The 20,837-nt window shown below is 65.5% G+C and carries 13 protein-coding genes; 10 read left to right on the top strand and 3 right to left on the bottom strand.

The features are described 5' to 3' along the window. The first annotated feature begins 230 nt into the window (after positions 1-230). The 10 genes from D619_RS0106175 to D619_RS0106130 all read left to right on the top strand — a co-directional run bounded on the left by D619_RS0106175 (position 231) and on the right by D619_RS0106130 (position 16,311). The gene (locus D619_RS0106175; RefSeq protein WP_017667704.1) at positions 231-2,654 is read left to right on the top strand and encodes a glycogen/starch/alpha-glucan phosphorylase; all 2,424 of its coding nucleotides are present in this window, start codon (positions 231-233) and stop codon (positions 2,652-2,654) included. A 5-nt stretch (positions 2,655-2,659) separates the two neighbouring features. Continuing rightward, on the top strand, positions 2,660-4,813 hold the full coding sequence (glgB, locus tag D619_RS0106170; RefSeq protein WP_017667703.1) for a 1,4-alpha-glucan branching protein GlgB: 2,154 nt from the start codon (positions 2,660-2,662) through the stop codon (positions 4,811-4,813). Between the two features lie 37 nt (positions 4,814-4,850). After that, positions 4,851-6,113: a glucose-1-phosphate adenylyltransferase gene (gene glgC / locus D619_RS0106165; RefSeq protein WP_026090773.1), complete on the top strand. Its 1,263-nt coding sequence runs from the start codon at positions 4,851-4,853 to the stop codon at positions 6,111-6,113. Next, positions 6,110-7,564 (top strand): glycogen synthase GlgA, encoded by a 1,455-nt coding sequence (gene glgA, locus D619_RS0106160; protein WP_017667701.1) that lies wholly within the window; start codon positions 6,110-6,112, stop codon positions 7,562-7,564. Before glgC ends, glgA begins: the two co-directional genes overlap by 4 nt. Next, positions 7,561-9,183, top strand: coding sequence for an alpha-D-glucose phosphate-specific phosphoglucomutase (locus D619_RS0106155; RefSeq protein ID WP_017667700.1), 1,623 nt, complete (start codon positions 7,561-7,563; stop codon positions 9,181-9,183). Before glgA ends, D619_RS0106155 begins: the two co-directional genes overlap by 4 nt. Further along, a complete protein-coding gene (gene glgX, locus D619_RS0106150; protein ID WP_017667699.1) occupies positions 9,180-10,940 on the top strand; it encodes a glycogen debranching protein GlgX in 1,761 nt (586 codons plus the stop codon). Before D619_RS0106155 ends, glgX begins: the two co-directional genes overlap by 4 nt. A gap of 165 nt (positions 10,941-11,105) precedes the next feature. Then, positions 11,106-11,888: a sulfite exporter TauE/SafE family protein gene (locus D619_RS0106145; RefSeq protein ID WP_017667698.1), complete on the top strand. Its 783-nt coding sequence runs from the start codon at positions 11,106-11,108 to the stop codon at positions 11,886-11,888. Positions 11,889-11,951: 63 nt separating this feature from the next. After that, complete coding sequence (locus D619_RS0106140; RefSeq protein ID WP_017667697.1) at positions 11,952-12,413, top strand: host attachment family protein; 462 nt, start codon at positions 11,952-11,954, stop codon at positions 12,411-12,413. 61 nt (positions 12,414-12,474) lie between these two features. After that, a complete protein-coding gene (locus D619_RS0106135; RefSeq protein ID WP_152417340.1) occupies positions 12,475-15,597 on the top strand; it encodes a glycosyl hydrolase in 3,123 nt (1,040 codons plus the stop codon). Positions 15,598-16,101: 504 nt separating this feature from the next. Beyond that, complete coding sequence (locus D619_RS0106130) at positions 16,102-16,311, top strand: helix-turn-helix domain-containing protein (RefSeq protein ID WP_017667695.1); 210 nt, start codon at positions 16,102-16,104, stop codon at positions 16,309-16,311. Positions 16,312-16,345: 34 nt separating this feature from the next. Here the strand turns inward: D619_RS0106130 and D619_RS0106125 are convergent, their stop codons facing one another. The 3 genes from D619_RS0106125 to D619_RS0106115 are packed head-to-tail and all read right to left on the bottom strand — an operon-like array spanning position 16,346 to position 20,762. Next, positions 16,346-17,644 carry an HlyD family type I secretion periplasmic adaptor subunit gene (locus D619_RS0106125; RefSeq protein WP_017667694.1) on the bottom strand — a complete coding sequence of 433 codons (1,299 nt, stop codon included), beginning with the start codon at positions 17,642-17,644 and terminating at the stop codon, positions 16,346-16,348. Further along, positions 17,641-19,353 carry a type I secretion system permease/ATPase gene (locus D619_RS0106120; RefSeq protein ID WP_017667693.1) on the bottom strand — a complete coding sequence of 571 codons (1,713 nt, stop codon included), beginning with the start codon at positions 19,351-19,353 and terminating at the stop codon, positions 17,641-17,643. The genes D619_RS0106125 and D619_RS0106120 overlap by 4 nt, the downstream gene beginning before the upstream one ends. Beyond that, positions 19,350-20,762, bottom strand: a complete 1,413-nt coding sequence (locus D619_RS0106115) for a TolC family protein (protein WP_017667692.1) — start codon at positions 20,760-20,762, stop codon at positions 19,350-19,352. The genes D619_RS0106120 and D619_RS0106115 overlap by 4 nt, the downstream gene beginning before the upstream one ends. Positions 20,763-20,837: the final 75 nt, after the last annotated feature.

Raw genomic sequence — 20,837 nt, 5'->3', positions numbered from 1 at the left:
TCCTTCAGGATCGGTTTTCCTGCCTGTATCAGCTTCGCCGGCGGTTGCAGCTATTCTTCAAGAGTGTGGCCACGGCAGGCGCGGGTGCCTTGGGGCAATCGCCTGTTGCCCTGCGCAAGCCAGGCGTCATAGTCAGCGCAGAACGATGGGGCCGATGGGCTTGCATTGATAACGTTCACAGGCCAAGAAATACAGCGTGCGGCCTGGCGCACAACGAAAGAGATGTCTGCATGTCGTCCCGACCGAACCGCAGTCCCAATCCCGGGGCCGAATTGCTGGAGGCGCGCATTGTCGATGCGCTGCGCCACCGGGTCGGCAAGGATGAGCGTTCGGCCAAGCCGCATGACTGGTTCACCGCTGCGGTGCAGGCCCTGCGCGACGAGGTGATCGACCGCTGGATGGACTCCACCCGGCGTACGCACGCCGCCGGCGCCAAGCGTGTCTATTATCTCAGCCTGGAATTCCTGATCGGCCGGCTGCTGCGCGATGCCATGTCAAACCTGGGCCTGGGGCGCGAAATGGAGCAGGCGCTGCGGGCGCAGGGGCTTGATCTGGCGGCGCTGGAGGATCTGGAGCCCGATGCAGCGCTGGGCAATGGCGGGCTGGGCCGGCTGGCGGCCTGCTTCATGGAAAGCCTCGCCAGCCTTGATATCCCGGCCCATGGCTATGGCATCCGCTATGTGAACGGCATGTTCCGCCAGCGCATCGATGATGGCTGGCAGGTGGAATTGCCGGAAACCTGGCTGGCGCACGGCAATCCGTGGGAATTCGAACGGCGCGAAAGCTGTTACCGCATCGGCTATGGCGGCGATGTGGTGGCGAATGGCGACGCCGTGGTATGGCAGCCGGCCGAAATGGTGGAAGCCACCGCGGTCGATACGCCGGTGGTCGGCTGGCGCGGCAAGCGGGTGAACACGCTGCGGCTGTGGACGGCCAATGCGCTCGATCCGATCCGGCTGGATGCGTTCAACGCCGGCGACCACCTCGGTGCGCTGGCCGATCAGATGCGCGCCGACAGCCTGGTGCGGGTGCTCTATCCGGCCGATTCCAGCCTGGCTGGCCAGGAACTGCGGCTGCGGCAGGAGTATTTCTTCACCTCCGCCTCCATCCAGGACATCATGCGCCGCCACGAGCAATATCATGGCGATATCCGCACCCTGCCCGACAAGGCGGCAATCCAGCTGAACGATACCCACCCGGCGGTGGCGGTGGCGGAAATCATGCGGCTGTTGGTGGATGGCCACGGGCTCGAATTTGACGAAGCGCTGGACATCACCCGCCGTACCGTCGGCTATACCAACCACACGCTGCTGCCCGAAGCGCTGGAAAGCTGGCCGCTGCCGCTGTTCGAACGCATGCTGCCGCGCCACATGCAGATCATCTATGCCATCAATTCGCGCATCCTGCGCGATGCGCGGCGGCAAGGGATGAGCGATGGCGAAGTCGCGGCGATTTCGCTGATCGATGAAGGCGGCGAACGGCGGGTGCGCATGGCCAATCTGGCCTTTGCCGGTGCCCACAGCGTCAATGGCGTGGCGGCGCTGCACACCGAACTGATGAAGACCACGGTGTTTTCATCGCTGCACAAATTGTTCCCCGGCAAGATCAATAACAAGACCAACGGGGTGACGCCGCGGCGCTGGCTGCAACAGTGCAATCCGGCGCTGACCGCGACCATCCGTGATGCCATCGGCGATGGCTTTCTGGATGATGCCGAACAATTGAGCGCCCTCAATGCGTTGGCCGGCGATGCCGCGTTGGGTGAGCGCATTGCCGAGGTGAAGCGCGCCAACAAGGTGGCGCTGGCCGCGCATCTGAAGGAATTGACCGGCATCCGCCTCAACCCCGATGCGCTGTTCGACGTGCAGATCAAGCGCATCCACGAATACAAGCGGCAATTGCTGAACCTGATCGAGACGGTGGCGCTCTATGACCAGATCCGCAGCCACCCCGAGCGGGACTGGGTGCCGCGCGTGAAGATCTTCGGCGGCAAGGCGGCGTCGAGCTACCACAACGCCAAGCTGATCATCAAACTGGCCGGCGACATCGCCAAACGCATCAACAATGATCCGTCGGTGGGCGGGCTGCTCAAGGTGGTGTTCGTGCCCAACTACAATGTCAGCCTCGCCGAACGCATCATTCCGGCCGCCGATCTTTCCGAACAGATTTCCACCGCCGGCATGGAAGCCTCCGGCACCGGCAACATGAAGTTTGCATTGAACGGCGCGCTCACCATCGGCACGCTCGATGGCGCCAATGTCGAGATCAAGGACCGGGTGGGCGATGAGAATATCGTCATCTTCGGGCTGACCGCCGATGAAGTGGCGGAAAAGCGGGCCAATGGCTACAATCCGCGCGCCATCATCGAAGGCTCACGCGAGCTGCACCAGGCGGTCGAGGCCATCTCGTCAGGCGTGTTCTCGTCGGATGATCCGCACCGTTATCGCAGCCTGATGGATGGGCTCTACGACCATGACTGGTTCATGGTGGCCGCCGATTTCGATGCCTATGCCGCCGCCCAGCGCGCGGTTGACCAGCGCTGGAATGACCCGCAAGGTTGGCGCCGCGCCACGCTGCACAATATCGCCAATGTCGGCTGGTTCTCGTCCGATCGCACCATCGCCGAATATGCGAAGGACATCTGGAAAGTCTGAGGCTCATGCAGCCACCGGGGGAGGCCATTGCTGCACTGCTGGACGGCATCCACGCCGATCCCTTCGCGCTGCTTGGCGTGCACGACGGCCCGCAAGGGCCGTTCGCCCGCGCCATCCTGCCGGGTGCGGAAACGGCGGAAGCCCATAGCCTGAAGGGCAAGCCGCTCGGCAAACTGGCGCGCGTCGATGATCGTGGCCTGTTCGAGGGCAAGCTGAAAGGCAAGCCGCAGCCCGTGAAATATCACTGCCACGGCGGCGGCCACGCGTGGTGGGTGACCGATCCCTACAGTTTTGGGCCTGTCCTGGGCCCGATGGACGATTTCCTGATCGCCGAGGGCACCCACCTCCGCCTGTTCGACAAGCTGGGCGCGCACCTGATCACCCATGAAGGCGCGGCCGGCGTGCATTTCGCCGTGTGGGCGCCCAATGCCCGCTTTGTCAGCGTGGTCGGCGATTTCAATGGCTGGGACCATCGCCGCCACCTGATGCGCCGCCGCATCGATATCGGCGTGTGGGAAATCTTCGTGCCCGATATCGGCGAGGGCCAGGCCTATAAATATCGCATCGTCGGCCCCGATGGCGCGGTGTTGCCGCTGAAGGCCGATCCCTACGCCGTCGCCTCCGAACTGCGCCCGAAAACCGCCTCGCTTACCGCGCAGCCGGCCAAGCCCGATTGGGGCGATGCCGCCCACCGCGCGCACTGGGCCAGCGTCGATCCGCGCCGGGTGCCGATGTCCATCTATGAAGTCCACCCCGGTTCATGGCGGCGCGATGCCAATGGCTGGTTCCAGACCTGGGATGCGATGGCCGAAACGCTGATCCCCTATGCAGTGGACATGGGTTTCACCCACATCGAATTCCTGCCCGTCTCCGAACATCCCTATGATCCGAGCTGGGGCTACCAGACCACCGGCCTCTATGCCCCGTCCGCCCGTTTCGGCGACGTTGCCGGCTTTGCCCGCTTTGTCGATGGCGCCCACCGCGCCGGCATCTCCGTGCTGATCGACTGGGTGCCGGCGCATTTCCCGACCGATGAACATGGCCTCGCGCACTTCGACGGCACCGCGCTCTATGAACATGAAGATCCGCGGCTGGGCTTCCACCCCGATTGGAACACCGCCATCTATAATTTCGGCCGGCGCGAGGTGATGGCCTTCCTCGTCAACAACGCCCTGTTCTGGGCCGAAAAATATCATGTCGATGGCCTGCGCGTCGATGCCGTCGCCTCGATGCTCTACCGCGATTACAGCCGCAAGGCCGGCGAGTGGATCCCCAACGAACAGGGCGGCCGCGAGAATTGGGAGGCGGTCGAATTCCTGCGCGCCATGAACAAGGCGCTTTATGGCAGCCACGCCGGCATCGTGACGATTGCGGAAGAATCAACGAGTTGGCCCGGTGTCTCGAAGCCGGCGCATGAAGGCGGCCTTGGCTTTGGCTTCAAGTGGAACATGGGCTTCATGCACGACACGCTGCAATACATGGCGCGTGATCCCATCCACCGCAAACACCATCATGACGAAATCACCTTTGGCCTGGTCTATGCCTTTGCCGAGAATTTCGTGCTGCCGCTGAGCCACGACGAGGTCGTGCACGGCAAGGGGTCCTTGCTCACCAAGATGGCCGGCGATGATTGGCAGAAATTCGCCAATCTGCGCGCTTACTATGGCCTGATGTGGGGCTATCCCGGCAAGAAATTGCTGTTCATGGGCCAGGAATTCGCCCAGCGCCGCGAATGGAGCGAGGAACGCGCGCTTGATTGGGAATTGCTCGACGCGCCCGCTCATGCCGGCGTGCTGCGGCTGGTGCGCGACTTGAACCGCCTTTACCGCGAAACCCCGGCGCTCCACGCCCGCGATTGCGAGGCCGAAGGTTTCGAATGGCTGGTGGTGAACGACAATGAAGCCAGCGTGTTCGCCTGGCTGAGAAAGGCGCCGGGCGCGAAGCCGGTGGCGGTGATCAGCAACATGACGCCCATGCATCACGGCCATTACCGCCTGTCGCTGCCGCACGATGGCGTGTGGCGCGAAGTGCTGAATAGCGATGCGACCATTTACGGCGGCAGCGGCCAGGGCAATCTGGGCCAGATCACGGTGACAGACGGCGCGGCGCACGTCATCCTGCCACCGCTTTCAACGATGATGTTTGCGTATGATGGATGAGTGACCACCAGAACGGTGGCATCAGGGGAGGGATCGCATGGCACAGAAGAGACAGGCACCGCTGGCGCGTGACGCCATGGCCTATGTACTGGCAGGGGGGCGCGGCAGCCGGCTGATGGAATTGACCGATCGGCGCGCCAAGCCCGCGGTCTATTTCGGCGGCAAGACGCGCATCATCGATTTCGCGCTGTCCAACGCGCTGAATTCTGGCATCCGCCGCATCGGCGTTGCCACCCAATACAAGGCGCACTCGCTGATCCGCCACCTGCAGATGGGCTGGAACTTCCTGCGCCCGGAACGCAACGAAAGCTTCGACATATTGCCCGCTTCGCAGCGTGTTTCGGAAACCCAATGGTATGAAGGCACGGCTGATGCGGTGTTCCAGAATATCGACATCATCGAAGGGCACCGTCCGGAATATATCGTCATCCTCGCCGGCGATCACATCTACAAGATGGATTACGAGGTGATGCTGCAACAGCATGTCAACCAGGGGGCCGACGTGACCGTGGCCTGCATGGAAGTGCCGCGCGCCGAGGCCAGTGGTTTCGGCGTGATGGCGGTGGACGATACGGACCGGATCGTTGAATTCGTCGAGAAGCCCGCCGATCCCCCCGCCATGCCCGGCAAGCCCGACGTGTCGCTGGCGTCGATGGGCATCTATGTCTTCACCACGCGCTTCCTGTTCGAACAGTTGCGCCGTGATGCCGCCGATCCGGCCAGCAGCCGCGATTTCGGCAAGGACATCATCCCCTACCTCGTCACGCATGGGAAAGCGGTGGCGCACCGTTTTTCCGATAGCTGCGTACGCGGCAAGGATGAAGGCGGCGCCTATTGGCGCGATGTGGGAACGCTCGATGCCTATTGGGAAGCCAATGTCGATCTCACCCAGATCATCCCGCAGCTTGATCTCTATGATCGCGACTGGCCGATCTGGTCCCACGCCGAAATGCTGCCGCCGGCCAAGTTCGTCCACGACGAGGACGGGCGGCGCGGCGAGGCCATCTCCAGCCTGGTCAGCGGCAACTGCATCATTTCGGGCAGCCATGTGAACCGCAGCCTGCTGTTCACCTCGGTGCTCACCCGGTCCTATTCGCGGGTGGAGGAATCGGTGATCCTGCCGTGGTGCGATATCGGTCGGGGCGCGCGGCTGAACAAGGTGGTGCTGGATCGCGGCGTCAAGATCCCGCCCGGCCTGGTGGTGGGCGAAGACCCGGTGCTCGACGCCAGGCGCTTCCGCCGGACGGACAAGGGCGTGTGCCTGATCACCCAGCCGATGATCGACAAGCTGGACCTGTGAGCCTGCGCGTATTGTCCGTCGCGTCCGAAGCGGTGCCGCTGGTGAAGACCGGCGGGCTGGCCGATGTGGTGGGCGCGCTGCCCGCCGCGCTGGCCCCGCACGGGGTGGAACTGACGACATTGCTGCCCGGCTATCCGGCGGCGATGAAGGCACTGAAACGCGGCCGCGTGCTGCATAGCTATGATGATCTGCTGGGGGCGAAGGCGCGACTGGTGGCGGGCAGACTGGGCGAGCAGCCGCTGATCCTGCTCGACGCGCCGGGCCTGTTCGCGCGCGACGGTGGCCCCTATGGCGATGCGGGCGGCAACGACTGGCCGGACAATTGGCGGCGCTTTGCGGCGTTGGGCCGGGCGGCGGCTGATCTCGCCGGCGGGCTGGTACCGGCACGGAAATTCGACGTGCTGCACGCGCATGACTGGCAGGCGGGGCTGGCGCCGGCCTATCTGCGGTTCGCGCCGCAGCCGGGCAGCACGCCACTGCCCAGCGTGATGACGATCCACAACATGGCCTTCCAGGGATTTTTCGGGCGGGAGCATTTTCCGGCGCTGGGCCTGCCCAGGGCGGCATGGTCGATGACCGGGGTGGAATATCATGGTGGCATCGGCTTCCTGAAGGCCGGCATGGAAGCGGCGAGCCTGATCACCACGGTCAGCCCGACCTACGCCAAGGAAATCCGCTCGCCCGAATTCGGCATGGGTCTGGAAGGCCTGATCGTAAGCCGCGGCGACCGGGTGCGTGGCATCGTCAACGGCATCGACCCGGCGGACTGGAACCCGGCCAGCGATCCGCACATCCCGGCGACCTACACGGCCAGCAGCATCGCGCGGCGCACCGCCAACAAGCGCGCGCTGGAAGCCGAATTCGGGCTGGAGCCCGGCGATGGCCCGCTGTTCATCGTCGTCAGCCGGTTGACCTGGCAGAAGGGCATGGACGTGCTGGTGGAGGTGCTCGATCACCTTGTCGGCATCGGCGGGCGGCTGGCGCTTCTGGGCAGCGGCGATGCTGCGATCGTCGCCGGCCTCACTGCTGGCGCGGTGCGCCATCCGGGGCGGATCGGGCTGAAGTTCGGTTATGACGAGGCGCTGTCGCATCGCATGCAGGCGGGCGGCGACGCCATCCTGGTGCCGAGCCGCTTCGAGCCCTGCGGCCTCACCCAGATGTATGGCCTGGCCTATGGTTGCGTGCCGGTGGTGGCGCGCACCGGTGGGCTGGCCGATACGGTGATCGATGCCAATCTGGCGGCAGTCAGCGCGGGTGCGGCGACGGGCATCCAGTTCAATGGCGTCACCTATCCGGCGCTGGCTGATGCCATCAGCCGTGCGGTGGCACTGCACGCGCAGCCGGCGATATGGCGGGCCATGCAGCGCGCCGGCATGAAGGCGGATTTTTCGTGGGCCAGCAGCGGCCGGGCTTACGCCGATCTCTATCGTGAACTGACAGGCACATCATGACGATCCACAGCCATCCCACCACCCCTTTTGCCGGGCAGAAGCCGGGCACCTCCGGCCTGCGCAAGAAAGTGCGGGTGTTTGCCCAGCCGAACTACGCGGAAAACTTCATCCAGTCGGTGTTCGACGTGGTGGAACGGGCGCCCGGTGCGACACTGGTGATCGGTGGAGACGGGCGTTTCCACAACCGGGTGGTGATTGTCCAGGCCATTCGCATGGCGGCGGCCAATGGCTATGGCCGGGTGCTGGTGGGGCAGGGCGGCATCCTTTCCACCCCGGCGGCCAGCCACGTCATCCGCAAATATGGCGCCAGCGGCGGGCTGATCCTGTCGGCCAGCCACAATCCCGGCGGGCCGGATGAGGATTTCGGCATCAAGTACAACATCGCCAACGGCGGCCCGGCACCGGAAGCAGTGACCGATGCGATCTTTGCCCGCACCCAGACCATTGATCGCTGGCTGGCGGTGCCCGGCGAGGTCGATCTTGACCGGTTGGGCACCAATTTGGTTGGCGACATGACGGTCGCGGTGATCGACCCGGTCGCCGATTATGCCGAACTGATGGAAAGCCTGTTCGATTTCGCCGCGATCCGGCGAGCGGTGGCCGGCGGCTTTACCATGGCCTTCGACGCGATGAGCGCGGTAACGGGGCCTTATGCGGTGGAAATCCTCGAACGCCGCCTCGGCTTTGCGGCCGGCACCGTGCGCAATGGCACCCCGCTGGAGGATTTCGGCGGCCACCACCCTGATCCCAACCTGGTGCACGCGCGTGAGCTGTACGACGCGATGATGGCGCCCGATGCGCCGGACTTCGGTGCGGCATCGGACGGCGATGGCGATCGCAACCTGATCATCGGTCGCCACCGCTTCATCACCCCGTCGGACTCGCTGGCGATGCTGGCCGCCAACGCCCATCTGGCGCCCGGCTATGCTGGCGGCCTGAAGGGCATCGCCCGTTCCATGCCGACCAGTGCTGCGGCAGATCGGGTGGCCAAGGCGCTGGGCATCCCCTGCTTCGAGACTCCGACTGGCTGGAAATTCTTCGGAAACCTGCTGGACGCTGGCAAGGTGACCATCTGCGGCGAGGAAAGCGCCGGCACCGGATCGGATCATGTGCGCGAGAAGGACGGGCTGTGGGCGGTGCTGCTCTGGCTCAATATCCTGGCCGTGCGCGGCGTCAGTGTCGACGCGCTGGCCCGCGAACATTGGGCGAAGTTCGGGCGCAACTATTATGCCCGCCACGATTATGAGGCCGTGGACAGTGCCGCCGCCAACGCCCTGATCGCCGAACTCACGCAGGCACTGCCCAGCCTGCCCGGGCGCGTCGTCGGTCCGCTCACCGTCGCAGCGGCAGACAGTTTCAGCTACACCGATCCGGTCGATGGCTCGGTCAGTGCGGGTCAGGGCCTGCGCGTGCTGTTTGCCTGCGGGTCGCGCATCGTGTTCCGCCTGTCGGGCACCGGCACCGAGGGTGCCACGCTGCGGGTCTATCTGGAGGCCTATTCCGCTACGGATATCGACCGCGAGACGCCCGCCATGCTCGCCGATCTGATCGCTGCGGCCGAGGCCATCGCCGGCATTGCCCGCCATACAGGACGAACCCGGCCCGACGTGGTGACATGACACCCCATTACGCCGGCGGCCACACCCACTTCCGCGTCCGCTCGCCCGAGGCCTCGGCGCTGTCTCTGTGCCTGTTCGATGGCGGCACCGAACAGCGCATCCAGATGCACCGCGACGGCGATGAATGGGTGGCCAGCCTGCCCGGCGATCTGGCTGGTGCCCGCTATGGCTACCGGGCCGACGGCGCATGGAATCCGGGCGCCGGCCTGTGGTTCGATCCGGCCAAATTGCTGGTCGATCCCCATGCCATCGAACTGACAAGCCGCTTCGTGCAGGATCCGCGGCTGGCGCAATTTGGTGTGGACACCGCCGGCATCGTGCCGCCAGCCCTTGTCCCCGGACGGCTGCCGCGCGTGCGCCGCCGGCCACCGCGCTTCACGCCCGGCGGCCTGATCTATGAAATCAATGTGCGCGGCTTCACCATGCTGCATCCCGATGTGCCGCAGGGACAGCGTGGCACGGTGGCGGCGCTGGCCCATCCGGCCATCATCGCGCATCTGAAAAAACTCCATGTCGGCGCGGTCGAACTGATGCCGGTCACTGCCTGGATCGACGAACGCCACCTGCCGCCTTTGGGCCTCCGCAATGCCTGGGGCTACAACCCCGTGGTGCCGATGGCGCTTGATCCCGGCCTGTGCCCCGGCGGCGTCGCCGAACTGCGCGACACGGTGGCGGCGCTGCACAAGGCCGGCATCGGCGTCATCCTCGATCTGGTGTTCAACCATACGGGCGAAAGCGACATCCACGGCGGGACCTTGAGTTTTCGCGGGTTGGACAATGCGCTGTACGCCCACGCCCCCGATGGCTCGCTCATCAACGATACCGGCTGCGGCAACACGCTGGATTTCGCCAATCCGGCGATGCGGGCGCTGACGATGGCCAGCCTGGGCCACTTCGTAAACTATTGTGGAATTGATGGTTTTCGCTTTGATCTGGCACCCGTGCTGGCGCGTGGCCCCGGCTTTTCACCCGCTGCGCCGATCTTTGCCGAGATCGCCGCCGATCCCGACCTCAGTGACCGTATCCTGATCGCCGAACCCTGGGATATCGGCCCCGGCGGCTATCAGCTGGGCAATTTTCCGGCCAACTGGCTGGAATGGAACGACCGCTTTCGCGACGATGTCCGCCGTTTCTGGCGTGGAGACGGCGCGGCAGGCGCGCTGGCGACCCGGCTGGCCGGTTCGTCCGACCTGTTCGGAACCACCTGCCGCAGCGTCAATTTCCTTGCCGCCCACGATGGATTTACGCTCGCCGATACAGTGGCTTATGCCAAAAAGCACAACCTGGCCAATGGCGAGCACAACCGCGATGGCCATGACGAGAATTTCTCCTGGAATTGTGGCGCCGAAGGGCCGAGCGCTGATCCCGCCGTGGCCGCCCGCCGCGCCGCCGATCTGCGGGCCCTGCTCGGCACATTGTTCGCCTCGACCGGCACCATCATGCTCACCGCCGGCGACGAATTCGGCCGCAGTCAGCGCGGCAACAACAACGCCTATGCGCAGGATAACGCGATCAGCTGGATCGATTGGGCCGGGCGTGATCGGGCGCTGGAGAATCATGCTGCCAGCCTGGCGGGCGCTCGCAGAAAGCGCGGCGTCGGCACTGTCTTTCCCGAACCCGGCACCTGGCGCCGGCCAGATGGGGCCGAAATGCGCGTGGCCGACTGGGAAGATCCGGCCATCGATGGCTTTGCCTATCAGACGGCCAGCGGCTCCCTGCATGTGTCCCGCAACCGGCGCGAGGCTGGCTGGCGCTGAACCTTTGCCCAAGCCCGGCTTGGCGCAGGCATGATAATGATTGCCGCTTCTGCCTGCTCCGGTGGTTTGCCGCACCCAAATCACCTGATACCAAGGCTGCAACGCCGCTGCCGGCGGACGAAAGGGATCGGCCATGCACAACATCAGCCAGGGGCTTGGCCCGGCATGACGGAACTGCCCGATCTGTCGATCGAATTCGTGCAGGCGCTGCTGCCCTTCATCGCGGTCGGCTTCCTGGCGCAGCTGGTGGATGGCGCGCTTGGCATGGCCTTTGGCCTGATCACCAATCTGATGCTGGTCGGCATGGTCGGGCTGGTGCCGGCGCGAGCGTCGGCCAATGTGCATCTGGTCGAATGTTTCACCACGGCGGCATCGGCTGTCAGCCACATCATCTATCGCAATGTCGATTGGCGTCTGCTGGCGCGGCTGGCGATACCGGGCATGATCGGCGGGGCGGCAGGTGCCTATGTCCTCTCCAATATCGATGCCAGCGTCGCACGGCCGTTCGTGATGGCCTATCTGGCGTGCATCGGCCTCTATCTGCTGTGGCGGGCCTGGCGGCTGGATCATGGGCCGCCGCGCCGCGCGCCGCGCCTGGTGCCGCCATTGGGCCTGCTGGGCGGCTTCCTGGATGCGGCTGGCGGCGGTGGCTGGGGGCCGATCGTCACTTCCAACCTGCTGATCCAGGGGGCTTCGCCGCGCACCACCATCGGCACGGTGAACACCGCCGAATTCCTGGTGACGATGGCGATCTCGGCCAGCTTTGTCACCCAATTGGGGCCAGAGGCCTTTTCCACAGCCGTGATCGGCCTGGTGGTCGGTGGCCTGTTGGCTGCACCGCTGGGCGCCATCATAGCCAGCCGGGTCGCCGCCGGGCGCCTGCTGGTCATGGTCGGCCTGATGCTGGTGGCCAGCAGCGTCTACAGCCTGTGGCAGGCACTGGTCTGAACTGCCCGATATCCGTGGAAACCCGGGCTGGCGCTCGGCAGTGATGGCCGCTGTAATCTACCCATGACTTTGTTCGAGGAGGTGGGTATGAACCTGCAGCATGACGCCCTGGTTCTGGTTGCCGATGGCCAGAAATATCTGCTGCTGCGCAACAGCGGCGATTTTCGCAACCCGGCCCTGAAGGTGGAGGCCCGCGCCGAACGCAGCGCAGCGCCGACGCGCGACATGGGCAGCGATCGACCGGGCCGGGCCTTTTCCAGTGCCGGCAGTACGCCCAGCGCAATGGAACAGACCGATTGGCACCAGCAGGCAGAGGACCATTTTGCGGCCGAAGCGGCGGCCTTGCTTGCTCGCCGTGCAGGGGGTGATGACGGGACAGAAATCGTGGTCGTGGCGCCGCCGCGCACCCTTGCCGAATTGCGCCGCCACTACAGCCGGGACGTGAGCGCCCGCATCGTTGCCGAAATCGACAAGGATCTGACTGGCCATCCGATCGACGAGATTGCCGCCATCATTATCCGCTGAACGAGCACCAAAGCCGATTGCCTCCTGCTACCCGGCTGCTAACACGGCGGTAACAGGGAGAATGAACATGCGAGCTGCGTGGATGATGGCTGCCAGTCTGGCGGCGATGCTGGCTGGGCAGGGCCTTGCGGCGGAAGCGGCAAAGCCGGCGCCCATGGGCGTGGAGGCCTATTTCGGCGGCCTGAAATGGCGCAACATCGGCCCGGCCCGCGGCGGCCGTTCCATCTCGGCCAGCGGCAGTGTCAAACGCCCCCACGAATATTGGTTTGCCGCCACTGGCGGCGGCCTGTGGAAGACGACAGACGGCGGCACCAGCTGGCAGCCGATGACCGACGGCAAGACCGACACCGCGGCCTTTGGCGGCGTCGCGGTGTGCGAGGCCAACCCTGACATTGTCTATGCCACCACCGGTGAAAGCCAGCTGCGCGGCAATGTGCTGCCCGGCAACGGCGTGTGGAAAACCACGGACGGCGGCAAGAGCTGGGCGAAGATTGGCCTTGCCGACGTGCACAATTTCAGCCGCGTGCGCATTGCGCCGAAGGATTGCGACACGGTGTTCGTCGGCGGCTTTGGTCATTATGGCGCCGACAACCCCGATCGCGGCGTGTTTCGCACCAAGGACGGCGGCAAGAGCTGGACGAAGGTGCTGTATCGCGATGCCAAAACCGGCGCTGTCGACATCAGCATCGATCCGGCCAACCCCGATGTCGTCTATGCCGCGCTCTGGGAAGCGTGGCGCAAGCCGTGGGGCATGTCGTCGGGCGGGCCGGGCAGCGGCCTGTTCAAGAGCACGGACGGCGGCACCAGCTGGGCCGAGATCAGCCGGGCGCCGGGCCTGCCGAAGGACGGCCTGCTCGGCAAGATCGGCGTGAGCGTCTCGCCGGTCGATCCCAATCGCGTCTATGCCATCATCGAGCATGAGGCCGCCGGCGGCGTCTATGCCAGCAATGATGGCGGCAAGACGTGGGAGAAGCGGAATGACAGCCGCGATCTGCGCCAGCGCGCCTTCTACTACACGCGTATCGTTGCCGACCCGAAGGACAAGGAGCGCGTCTATGTGCTCAACGTCAATTTCCACCGCTCCGATGACGGCGGCAAGACCTTCCCCAAGCGGATCCGCGTGCCGCACGGCGACAACCATGATCTGTGGATTGCCGCTGACGACAACAACCGCATGGTGCAGGCCAACGACGGCGGCGCCAATGTCTCGGTGAACGGCGGGACCAGCTGGACGAAGCAGAATTTTGCCACAGCGCAGATCTATCGGCTCAGCCTGACGGCGCACAAACCCTATTACGCCTGCGGCGGCCAGCAGGACAATTCGACCATCTGTGTGCCGTCACGCGGCTGGGGCAATCAGAATGTGCTGGGCGGTCTGTATGGCATTGCCGTGGGCGGCGGCGAGAGCGGCTATGTCGCGCCCGATCCGCGCAATCCCGATATCTATTATGCCGGCAGCTATGGCGGCCTGCTGACCCGCTATGACCATCGTACCGGGCAGAGCCGCACCATCACCGTACGGCCTGACAATCCCATGGGTGCGTCGGCCAGCGACATTGCCGAGCGGTTCCAGTGGACCTTCCCCATTGTCTTTGATCCGCACGATGCCGGCACGCTTTATGTGACGTCGCAGCATGTCTGGAAGAGCCGCAACGAGGGGCAGAGCTGGGAGAAGATCAGCCCCGATCTGACCGCGCATGATCCGGCGACGCTGGGGCCGTCGGGCGGCCCGATCACGCGGGACCAGACCGGCGTGGAAACCTATGCCACCGTGTTTGCGCTGGCGCCGTCGCGGCTGGAAAAGGGCGTGGTCTGGGCTGGCAGCGACGATGGCCTGGTGCATGTCACCCGCGATGGCGGCGCGAGATGGCGCAACATCACGCCGCCGAAACTGCCGAAGTTCACCAAGATCACCACGGTGGAAGACTCACCCCACAGCCCCGGCACTGCCTATGTGGTGGGCCATCGCTTCCTGATGGATGATTTCAAGCCGATTGCGTGGAAGACCAGCGACTATGGCAAGACCTGGGTGGAGATCAGTGCTGGCCTGCCTGCCGACGAGATGACCCGTTCCATCCGTGAAGACACCAGGCGCCCCGGCCTGCTCTATCTCGGCACCGAACGCGGCGTGTGGGCCAGCTTTGACGGCGGCTCTGCCTGGCACAAGCTGCAGTCCAATCTGCCGGTGGTCCAGGTTTCCGATCTGGCGGTGACCGATCATGATCTGGTGATTTCCACCCACGGCCGCAGTTTCTGGGTGATGGACAATATCGACGTGCTGCGCCAGGTGCAGGCTGCCGCCCCGCCGGAAACCCGGCTGTTTGCACCGGCGCCTGCCGTGCGCGGCGTCGATGCCGGCGTGGCCATCGATTATTATCTCAGCGCCGCGCCCAAATCGCTGGCGGTGGCGATTTTTGGTCCGGATGGCAGCCTGATCCAGCGCTTCGAAGGCAAGGCGGAGGCGCCGAAGAAGGACGAGGCTGCAGGCGGTGGTGACGACGAGGACGGCGGCGACGCGCCCAAGGGGCCGCCCACGGCCGCGATGAAGCCGGGCATGAACCGCTTCACCTGGAACATGCGTCATCCCGGCTTCACCGATTTTGACGGCATGATCCTGTGGACCAGCCGCAACCGTGGTGTGCTCGCGCTGCCCGGTGCCTACAAGGTGCAGTTGATCATCGATGGCAAGCAACAGGAGGAAGGCTTTGCGATCATGCGCGATCCGCGCGTCATGGGCGTGAGCGACGCTGATCTGAAGGCGCGCTATGATCTGGCCCAGGCCGTCACCGCCAGGGTGACCGAGGCCAACAAGGCCGTGCTGCTGGTGCGGGGGCTGCGGGCGCAGGCCGAAGCGCAGGCCAAGGTGAAGGCGCTGCCGGCATCGGTGATGTCGCTGCTGGCGAAGCTGGCGGCGGTGGAAGCCGAGATCTACCAGGTGAAGAACCAGAGCCGGCAGGACCCGCTGAACTATCCGATCAAGCTCAACGACAAGCTGGCTGGCCTTATCGGCGTGATCGACAGCGCCGATGCGGCCCCCACCGATGGTGCAAGGGCGGTGTTTGCCGATCTGTCGGGCCAGCTGGCGCGGCAGTTGCAGGCGCTGGACACGGCACTGGCCGAACTGCCAGCCGCCAATGCCGCCCTGCAGGCCGCCGGGCTGAAACCGCTGACGCGGGCGCCGTAAGGGAAAGGCGAGGCCGCCGCTGCCTGTTGCAGCGGCGGTTTGAACTGATTGGATCAGGATTGCGCTGCGCATGCCGTGCTTGTCGCGGCAAGACTGGCCAGTCGGGTCCGATGGACGGCAGTCGATCCCCGGCGTCAACAATGTCGGTGGCGGTTGTCGCCGTGATCAGGCGCGCGACTGGAGCAGTGGGCGGTGATGCGGCATGCGGAAGGTGCTGCAATGAAACATTATCTTGGCCGCTACTGCCGCACTCCCAATTCGAAAGTCGATGCAACTGGCAGCATTCGGCCCGCCTGTTGCCGCTATAGTCAAAATGATAAACATGTGACATAGAAGTGTCAGTATATTCACGCAGAATGCAGCGTTGGGGCGCTTTATTGTCTGTTGATGTACTCTGTAAGGTGTTTTTGTTGCGGATTGAATTCAGAATGTATCTGTATGGCGCGGTTCGGGTCGGGATCGCTTCATCGGGCTTGCAGTGAGCTTGATGCGAGGGAGAGTGAAATGCCGGTGCGTTCAATGCTTTCGGTGCGCCTGGGCGAGCGCCGATTGAAGATCACGGAGCTGGCTCGCCAGACTGGAATCAGTCGCGGCACCCTGACCCGGCTCTATCATGATGAAGCTGACCGCGTGGACCTGGATGTGCTGTCGCGCCTGTGCGCCGCGCTGGGCTGCTCGGTGGCCGACCTGCTGGAGTATCGCCCAGACGCCTGAGGCTGTCGCTTGAGACCAACGACTGATCGTCGCGTCACTTCTCCCGGAAGGCGCTGCTCGTGATCTGCGTGATCGGGCTGAGCAGGTAGGAGAGGACCGACCGCTTTGGCCCCAGCAGGCTGACATCGGCCAGCATGCCCGGCCCCAGCGGCAGGCAGCCGGCATTTTCGGTGGGGAAACAATTGCCGGGCAGGGCAATGCGCACCAGGAAATGCACTTCGCCGGTGCGTTCATCCACCACGGCATCGGGCGCCACATTCTGCACAACGCCGTCGAGCGCGCCGTAGATGCTGTAATCATAGGCCGAAACCCGCACCCGCGCCTTCTGGCCGTTGGCGACGAAACCGATGTCGGCCGGCGACACCTTGGCTTCCACCAGCAGCTTGTCGCCGGCGGGCACCAGTTCGATCAGCGGTTCGCCGGGGCCAACCGCCGATCCTGGCGTGGTGACGCGCAGCCGGCCGATGATGCCCGCTACCGGCGCCCGCACGTCGGTACGCGCCAAACGGTCCTTCAGCGCCGGTTGCTGCCCGCTGCGTCCGGCAAGCTCGGCCTGGGTCACGGCCAGGGCTTCGGCGGCGCGATTGCGGAACTTGGTATCCACCGACCACACGCCGCGGCGGGCTTCGCTGACAGCGGCGCGGGCGCGGCGCAGATTTTCCTCGGCGGCACGCACACCGGCTTCGGCCTGCACGCGCTGGCTGATGACACGGTCCAGCGTCAGCCCCGGTTCGGCGCCCTGTTCGACCAGCGGGCGCATCACGGCTTCCTCGCGGTTCGCCAGGCGCAGGGCTTCCTGCTTCTGCCCCAACGTGGCCTCGGCTTCGGCGGCCGCGCGGCTGGCCTGTTCCTGACGGGCCAGCGCCATCGATCGTTCCGTGCTCAGCGCGATATTGTCACTGCGCGCCAGCGCCTGTTCGGTTGCAACGGCGGCGGGATCGACCCCCGGCATGTCGAAGCTGGGCCGCTGCCCGCGCGCTTCGGCGGCAAGCCGGGCCGCCCGCACCGACAGCGCGTCAACGCTGGCCTGGCCCACGGCGGCGTCAGAGGCCCGCAGCACGGGATCAAGCTGCATCAGCAATTGCCCGGCCGCCACCTTCTGCCCCGGCTTCACCACGATGCGGGACAAGGTGCCGCCTTCAAGATTGGACAATATCTGCAATTGCGAGGCCGGAATGACGCGCCCGGTGCCGGTGATCACCACCTCCAGCCGGGCCAGCGCAGCCCACAGCAGCGCGACGCTTGTCAGCGCCACGATGGTCCACAGCAGGACGGAGGGGAAATCCCGTTCCTTCAGGCCCAGGGCGAGCACGCGATCGGAAAGGCCACTCATGCGGCGGCTCCAGCGGCCAGACCTTTCAACACGGCATCGCGCGGGCCGTCGGCCACGATCTTGCCGCCGGCGATCACCACCACCCGGTTGACCAGTTTCAGCATGGCCTGGCGATGGGTGACGAGCAGGAAGGTGCGCCCCGCCAGTTCGGGTTCCAGCCGGGCCACCAATTGCGCTTCATTCTGATTGTCCATGGCGCTGCTGGGTTCGTCGAAGATCAGGATCGGCGGCTTGCCGGCCAGCGCGCGGGCAATGGCGATGCCCTGTTTCTGCCCGCCCGACAGGCCTTCGCCGCGATCGGCGAGCGTGAGATCAAAGCCGTTTTCCAGCGCGCCGACCACATCATAGGTGCCCGACAATTTGGAAACGCGGATCAGTTCCTCGTCGCCCAGGGTTGGATCGGTGAGGGTGATATTGTCGCGAATGGAGCCGGAAAACAGTGTCACATCCTGCAACACGGCACCGATGTTGATGCGCAGATCATCGGGGTGCAGCTGGCGGATATCGGCGCCGTCGATCAGCACCTGGCCCTGATCGGGCTGATAGAGGCCCAGCACCAGCCGGGCGATGGAGGATTTGCCGGAACCGACGCGGCCGACAATGGCCACGCGTTCGCCCGGCTCGATGCGCAGTGACACGCCCGACAGCACGGTCTGCCCCTTGCCGGGATATCTGAAGGTCACGTCGCGCAGTTCGATGGCACCCTTCAGCCAGGTGCGGCGCACGCTGGTGGTGGTGCCGGCTTCCAGCGGCGTGGACATGAACTGATCGAGGCGGGTGATGGCGGCGCGCGTCGCCGAAAGCCGTGTCAGCAGCCCGGCGACCTGGCCGAGCGGTGCCACCACGCGGCCCGACAGGATCGAAACCGCAATCAGCGCGCCCGACGAGAGTTCGCCGGCCGTGATCAGGAACACGCCGTGGATCAGCGTGCCGACATAGGCAATGGTCTGCGCCGAGGCGGCGACATTGATGGCGACGGCCGACAGCAGCCGGCTCGACAGGGCGCTGCCGGCATTGTCGGTCATGGCGCGGTTCCAGCGCGCTTCCAGCATCGGCCCGGCACGGCCGGCCTTCACGGTTTCCAGGCCCGCCACGGTTTCCACCACCACGCCCTGCTTGGAAAAGCCCTGGCCCAGATTTTCGCGCGCCAGCCGGTCGAGCGCAGGCTGGACGGCATAGCTGGTCAGCACCACCACCGGGATCATCAGCAGCGGCACCAGCACCAATTGCCCGCCGATGGCCGCGATCACGGCAAGGAACAGCAGTGTGAACGGCAGATCGACCAGTGCAATCAGCGTGGTGCTGGCCAGGGTTTCGCGGATGGTTTCCAGCTCGCGCAGCAGGCCGGAAAAGGCTCCCGACGAACCCTGGCGATCGGCCAGGCGCAGGCCCAGCAGCCGGGCAAACATCTGGTTGCCCAGCGCCGCATCCACATCGCGACCCGCCACATCGACAAACCAGCCGCGCAGCACGCGCAGGATGAAATCGAACAGCAGCACCACGGCCATGCCGACCGCCAGCGCCAGCAACGATTCCGTGGCGCCCGATGGCACGATGCGGTTGTAGACCACCATCGAGAACAGCGAAGAGGCCAGCGCGAAGATATTGGTGAACACCGCCGCCAGCGCCGCCCGGCCATAGGTGCCGCGGTGCGCCAGCAAGGCATCGGCCAGCCAGGCCGGCAGAAACTTCAACAGGACATCGTTCACGGTTGCTGCTCGCGGTTCTGGCCATCAACCAGTTGCAATAGGGTGCCGCGGCGGGCCAGCAGCAACCAGCGCGCCATGTCAAGCCGGATCTCGGCATCCACCAGGCTCAATCCGCTATCCAGGGCTTCGCGTTCGGCGGCCAGCAGATCGAACAACGTGCCGCGCGCCGCATTGAAACGCAGGCCGAACAGTTCGCGCGCCCGCATCGCCGAAACGACAGAGCGTTGCTGGGCCGGCAGCGCGGCCGATCTGGTGCGCAGCTCGGCTTCGGCTTCTTCCAGTTCCCGGGCCGTTTCGGCGCTGATGCGGGTGGCGGCCAGTTCGGCCCGGCGCGCCGCGGCCGACAATTCGCGCACACGGGCGGCTTCGGCGCCGCCGGTCGAAAAACGTGTCGTCATCGATACGGTGGCGCGCACGTCATAATCCGGGCGGCCATCACGGGCGATATCATAGGCCGAACCCGAAACCCGGGCTTCGACGCGCGGCAGCCGGTCGGACTTGGCGGCGCGGGCGGCGGCCTTGCGCGCTTCGGCATCGGCCCTGGCAGCGCGCACGTCGGGCGTTTCAACGACACCGGGATCTTCTGGCGGCGGCAAGGCCCGAGCCGGCGCTTCGGGCAATTTGCCCCACAATTCGGACAGCCGCGCATTGGCCGCGGCATCGCGGCGCTGGGCGTCGGCCAGCCGCGTCTGCGCCTGGGCGGCAGCGGCATCGGCGCGTGCCTTGTCGGCCGTGCTTTCGGCGCCCGCGTCGGCGCGCTTGCCCACCATCATCGCCAGCCGGTCCAGCCGCTTGGCGTGGCCCTTGGTCAGCTGCAGGCTGGCGTTGGCGGCAATGGCTTCGTGCCAGGCGCCGAGCAGCGCCACCAGCGCATCGGTGCGGGCCAGATCATAATTGGCGCGGGCGCTGACTTCGGCCGCCTGGCCGGCGCGGATGCGGGCCGAGGTGGCACCCCAATCAACCAGCAGCTGGCTCACCGAGCCGATGGCATCGGTGCGGGCGCGCGGCACCAGGCTTTCAAACTGGGTGGATCGGCGCCGGAAATCGCGCGTGACGGTATCGGCGCTGTTCACATCAACGCCCAAGGTGGGAAACAGCCGGCTGCGGGCCTGCTGCGTTTGCGCATCGGCGATGTTCACGCCTTCCCGGCCTTCGCCCACTGCCGGCAGCGCATCGGCCGCTGCGCGCAGCCGCATCGGCAGATCGACGACCGGGCGTGCTGCCAGACCGGCCAGCCAGGCCTGATCGGCCGCCGCCAGCGGGGCAGACGCTTTCGCTGTGGTCTTTGCAGGTGCGGGTGCGGCCTTTGTCGAGGGTGCGGCGGCCTTGGTCGCCGGCGCGGACTGGGCCGGCGCCGGGCCAGTGGCCTGGGCTGCAGCCAAGATCAGCAATACGGCCGAAACGCCCACCAGACCCCCCTGGAATCCATGACGGATTCCATATCACGTTATGCCCTGGCCGGAATGACCACCAGATGTTGTAGC

This window comes from Sandarakinorhabdus sp. AAP62, from assembly GCF_000331225.1.
Lineage (GTDB): Bacteria > Pseudomonadota > Alphaproteobacteria > Sphingomonadales > Sphingomonadaceae > Sandarakinorhabdus.
Note: the sequence above shows the minus strand (reverse complement) of the source record. Positions and strands in the feature narration are given on the sequence as shown.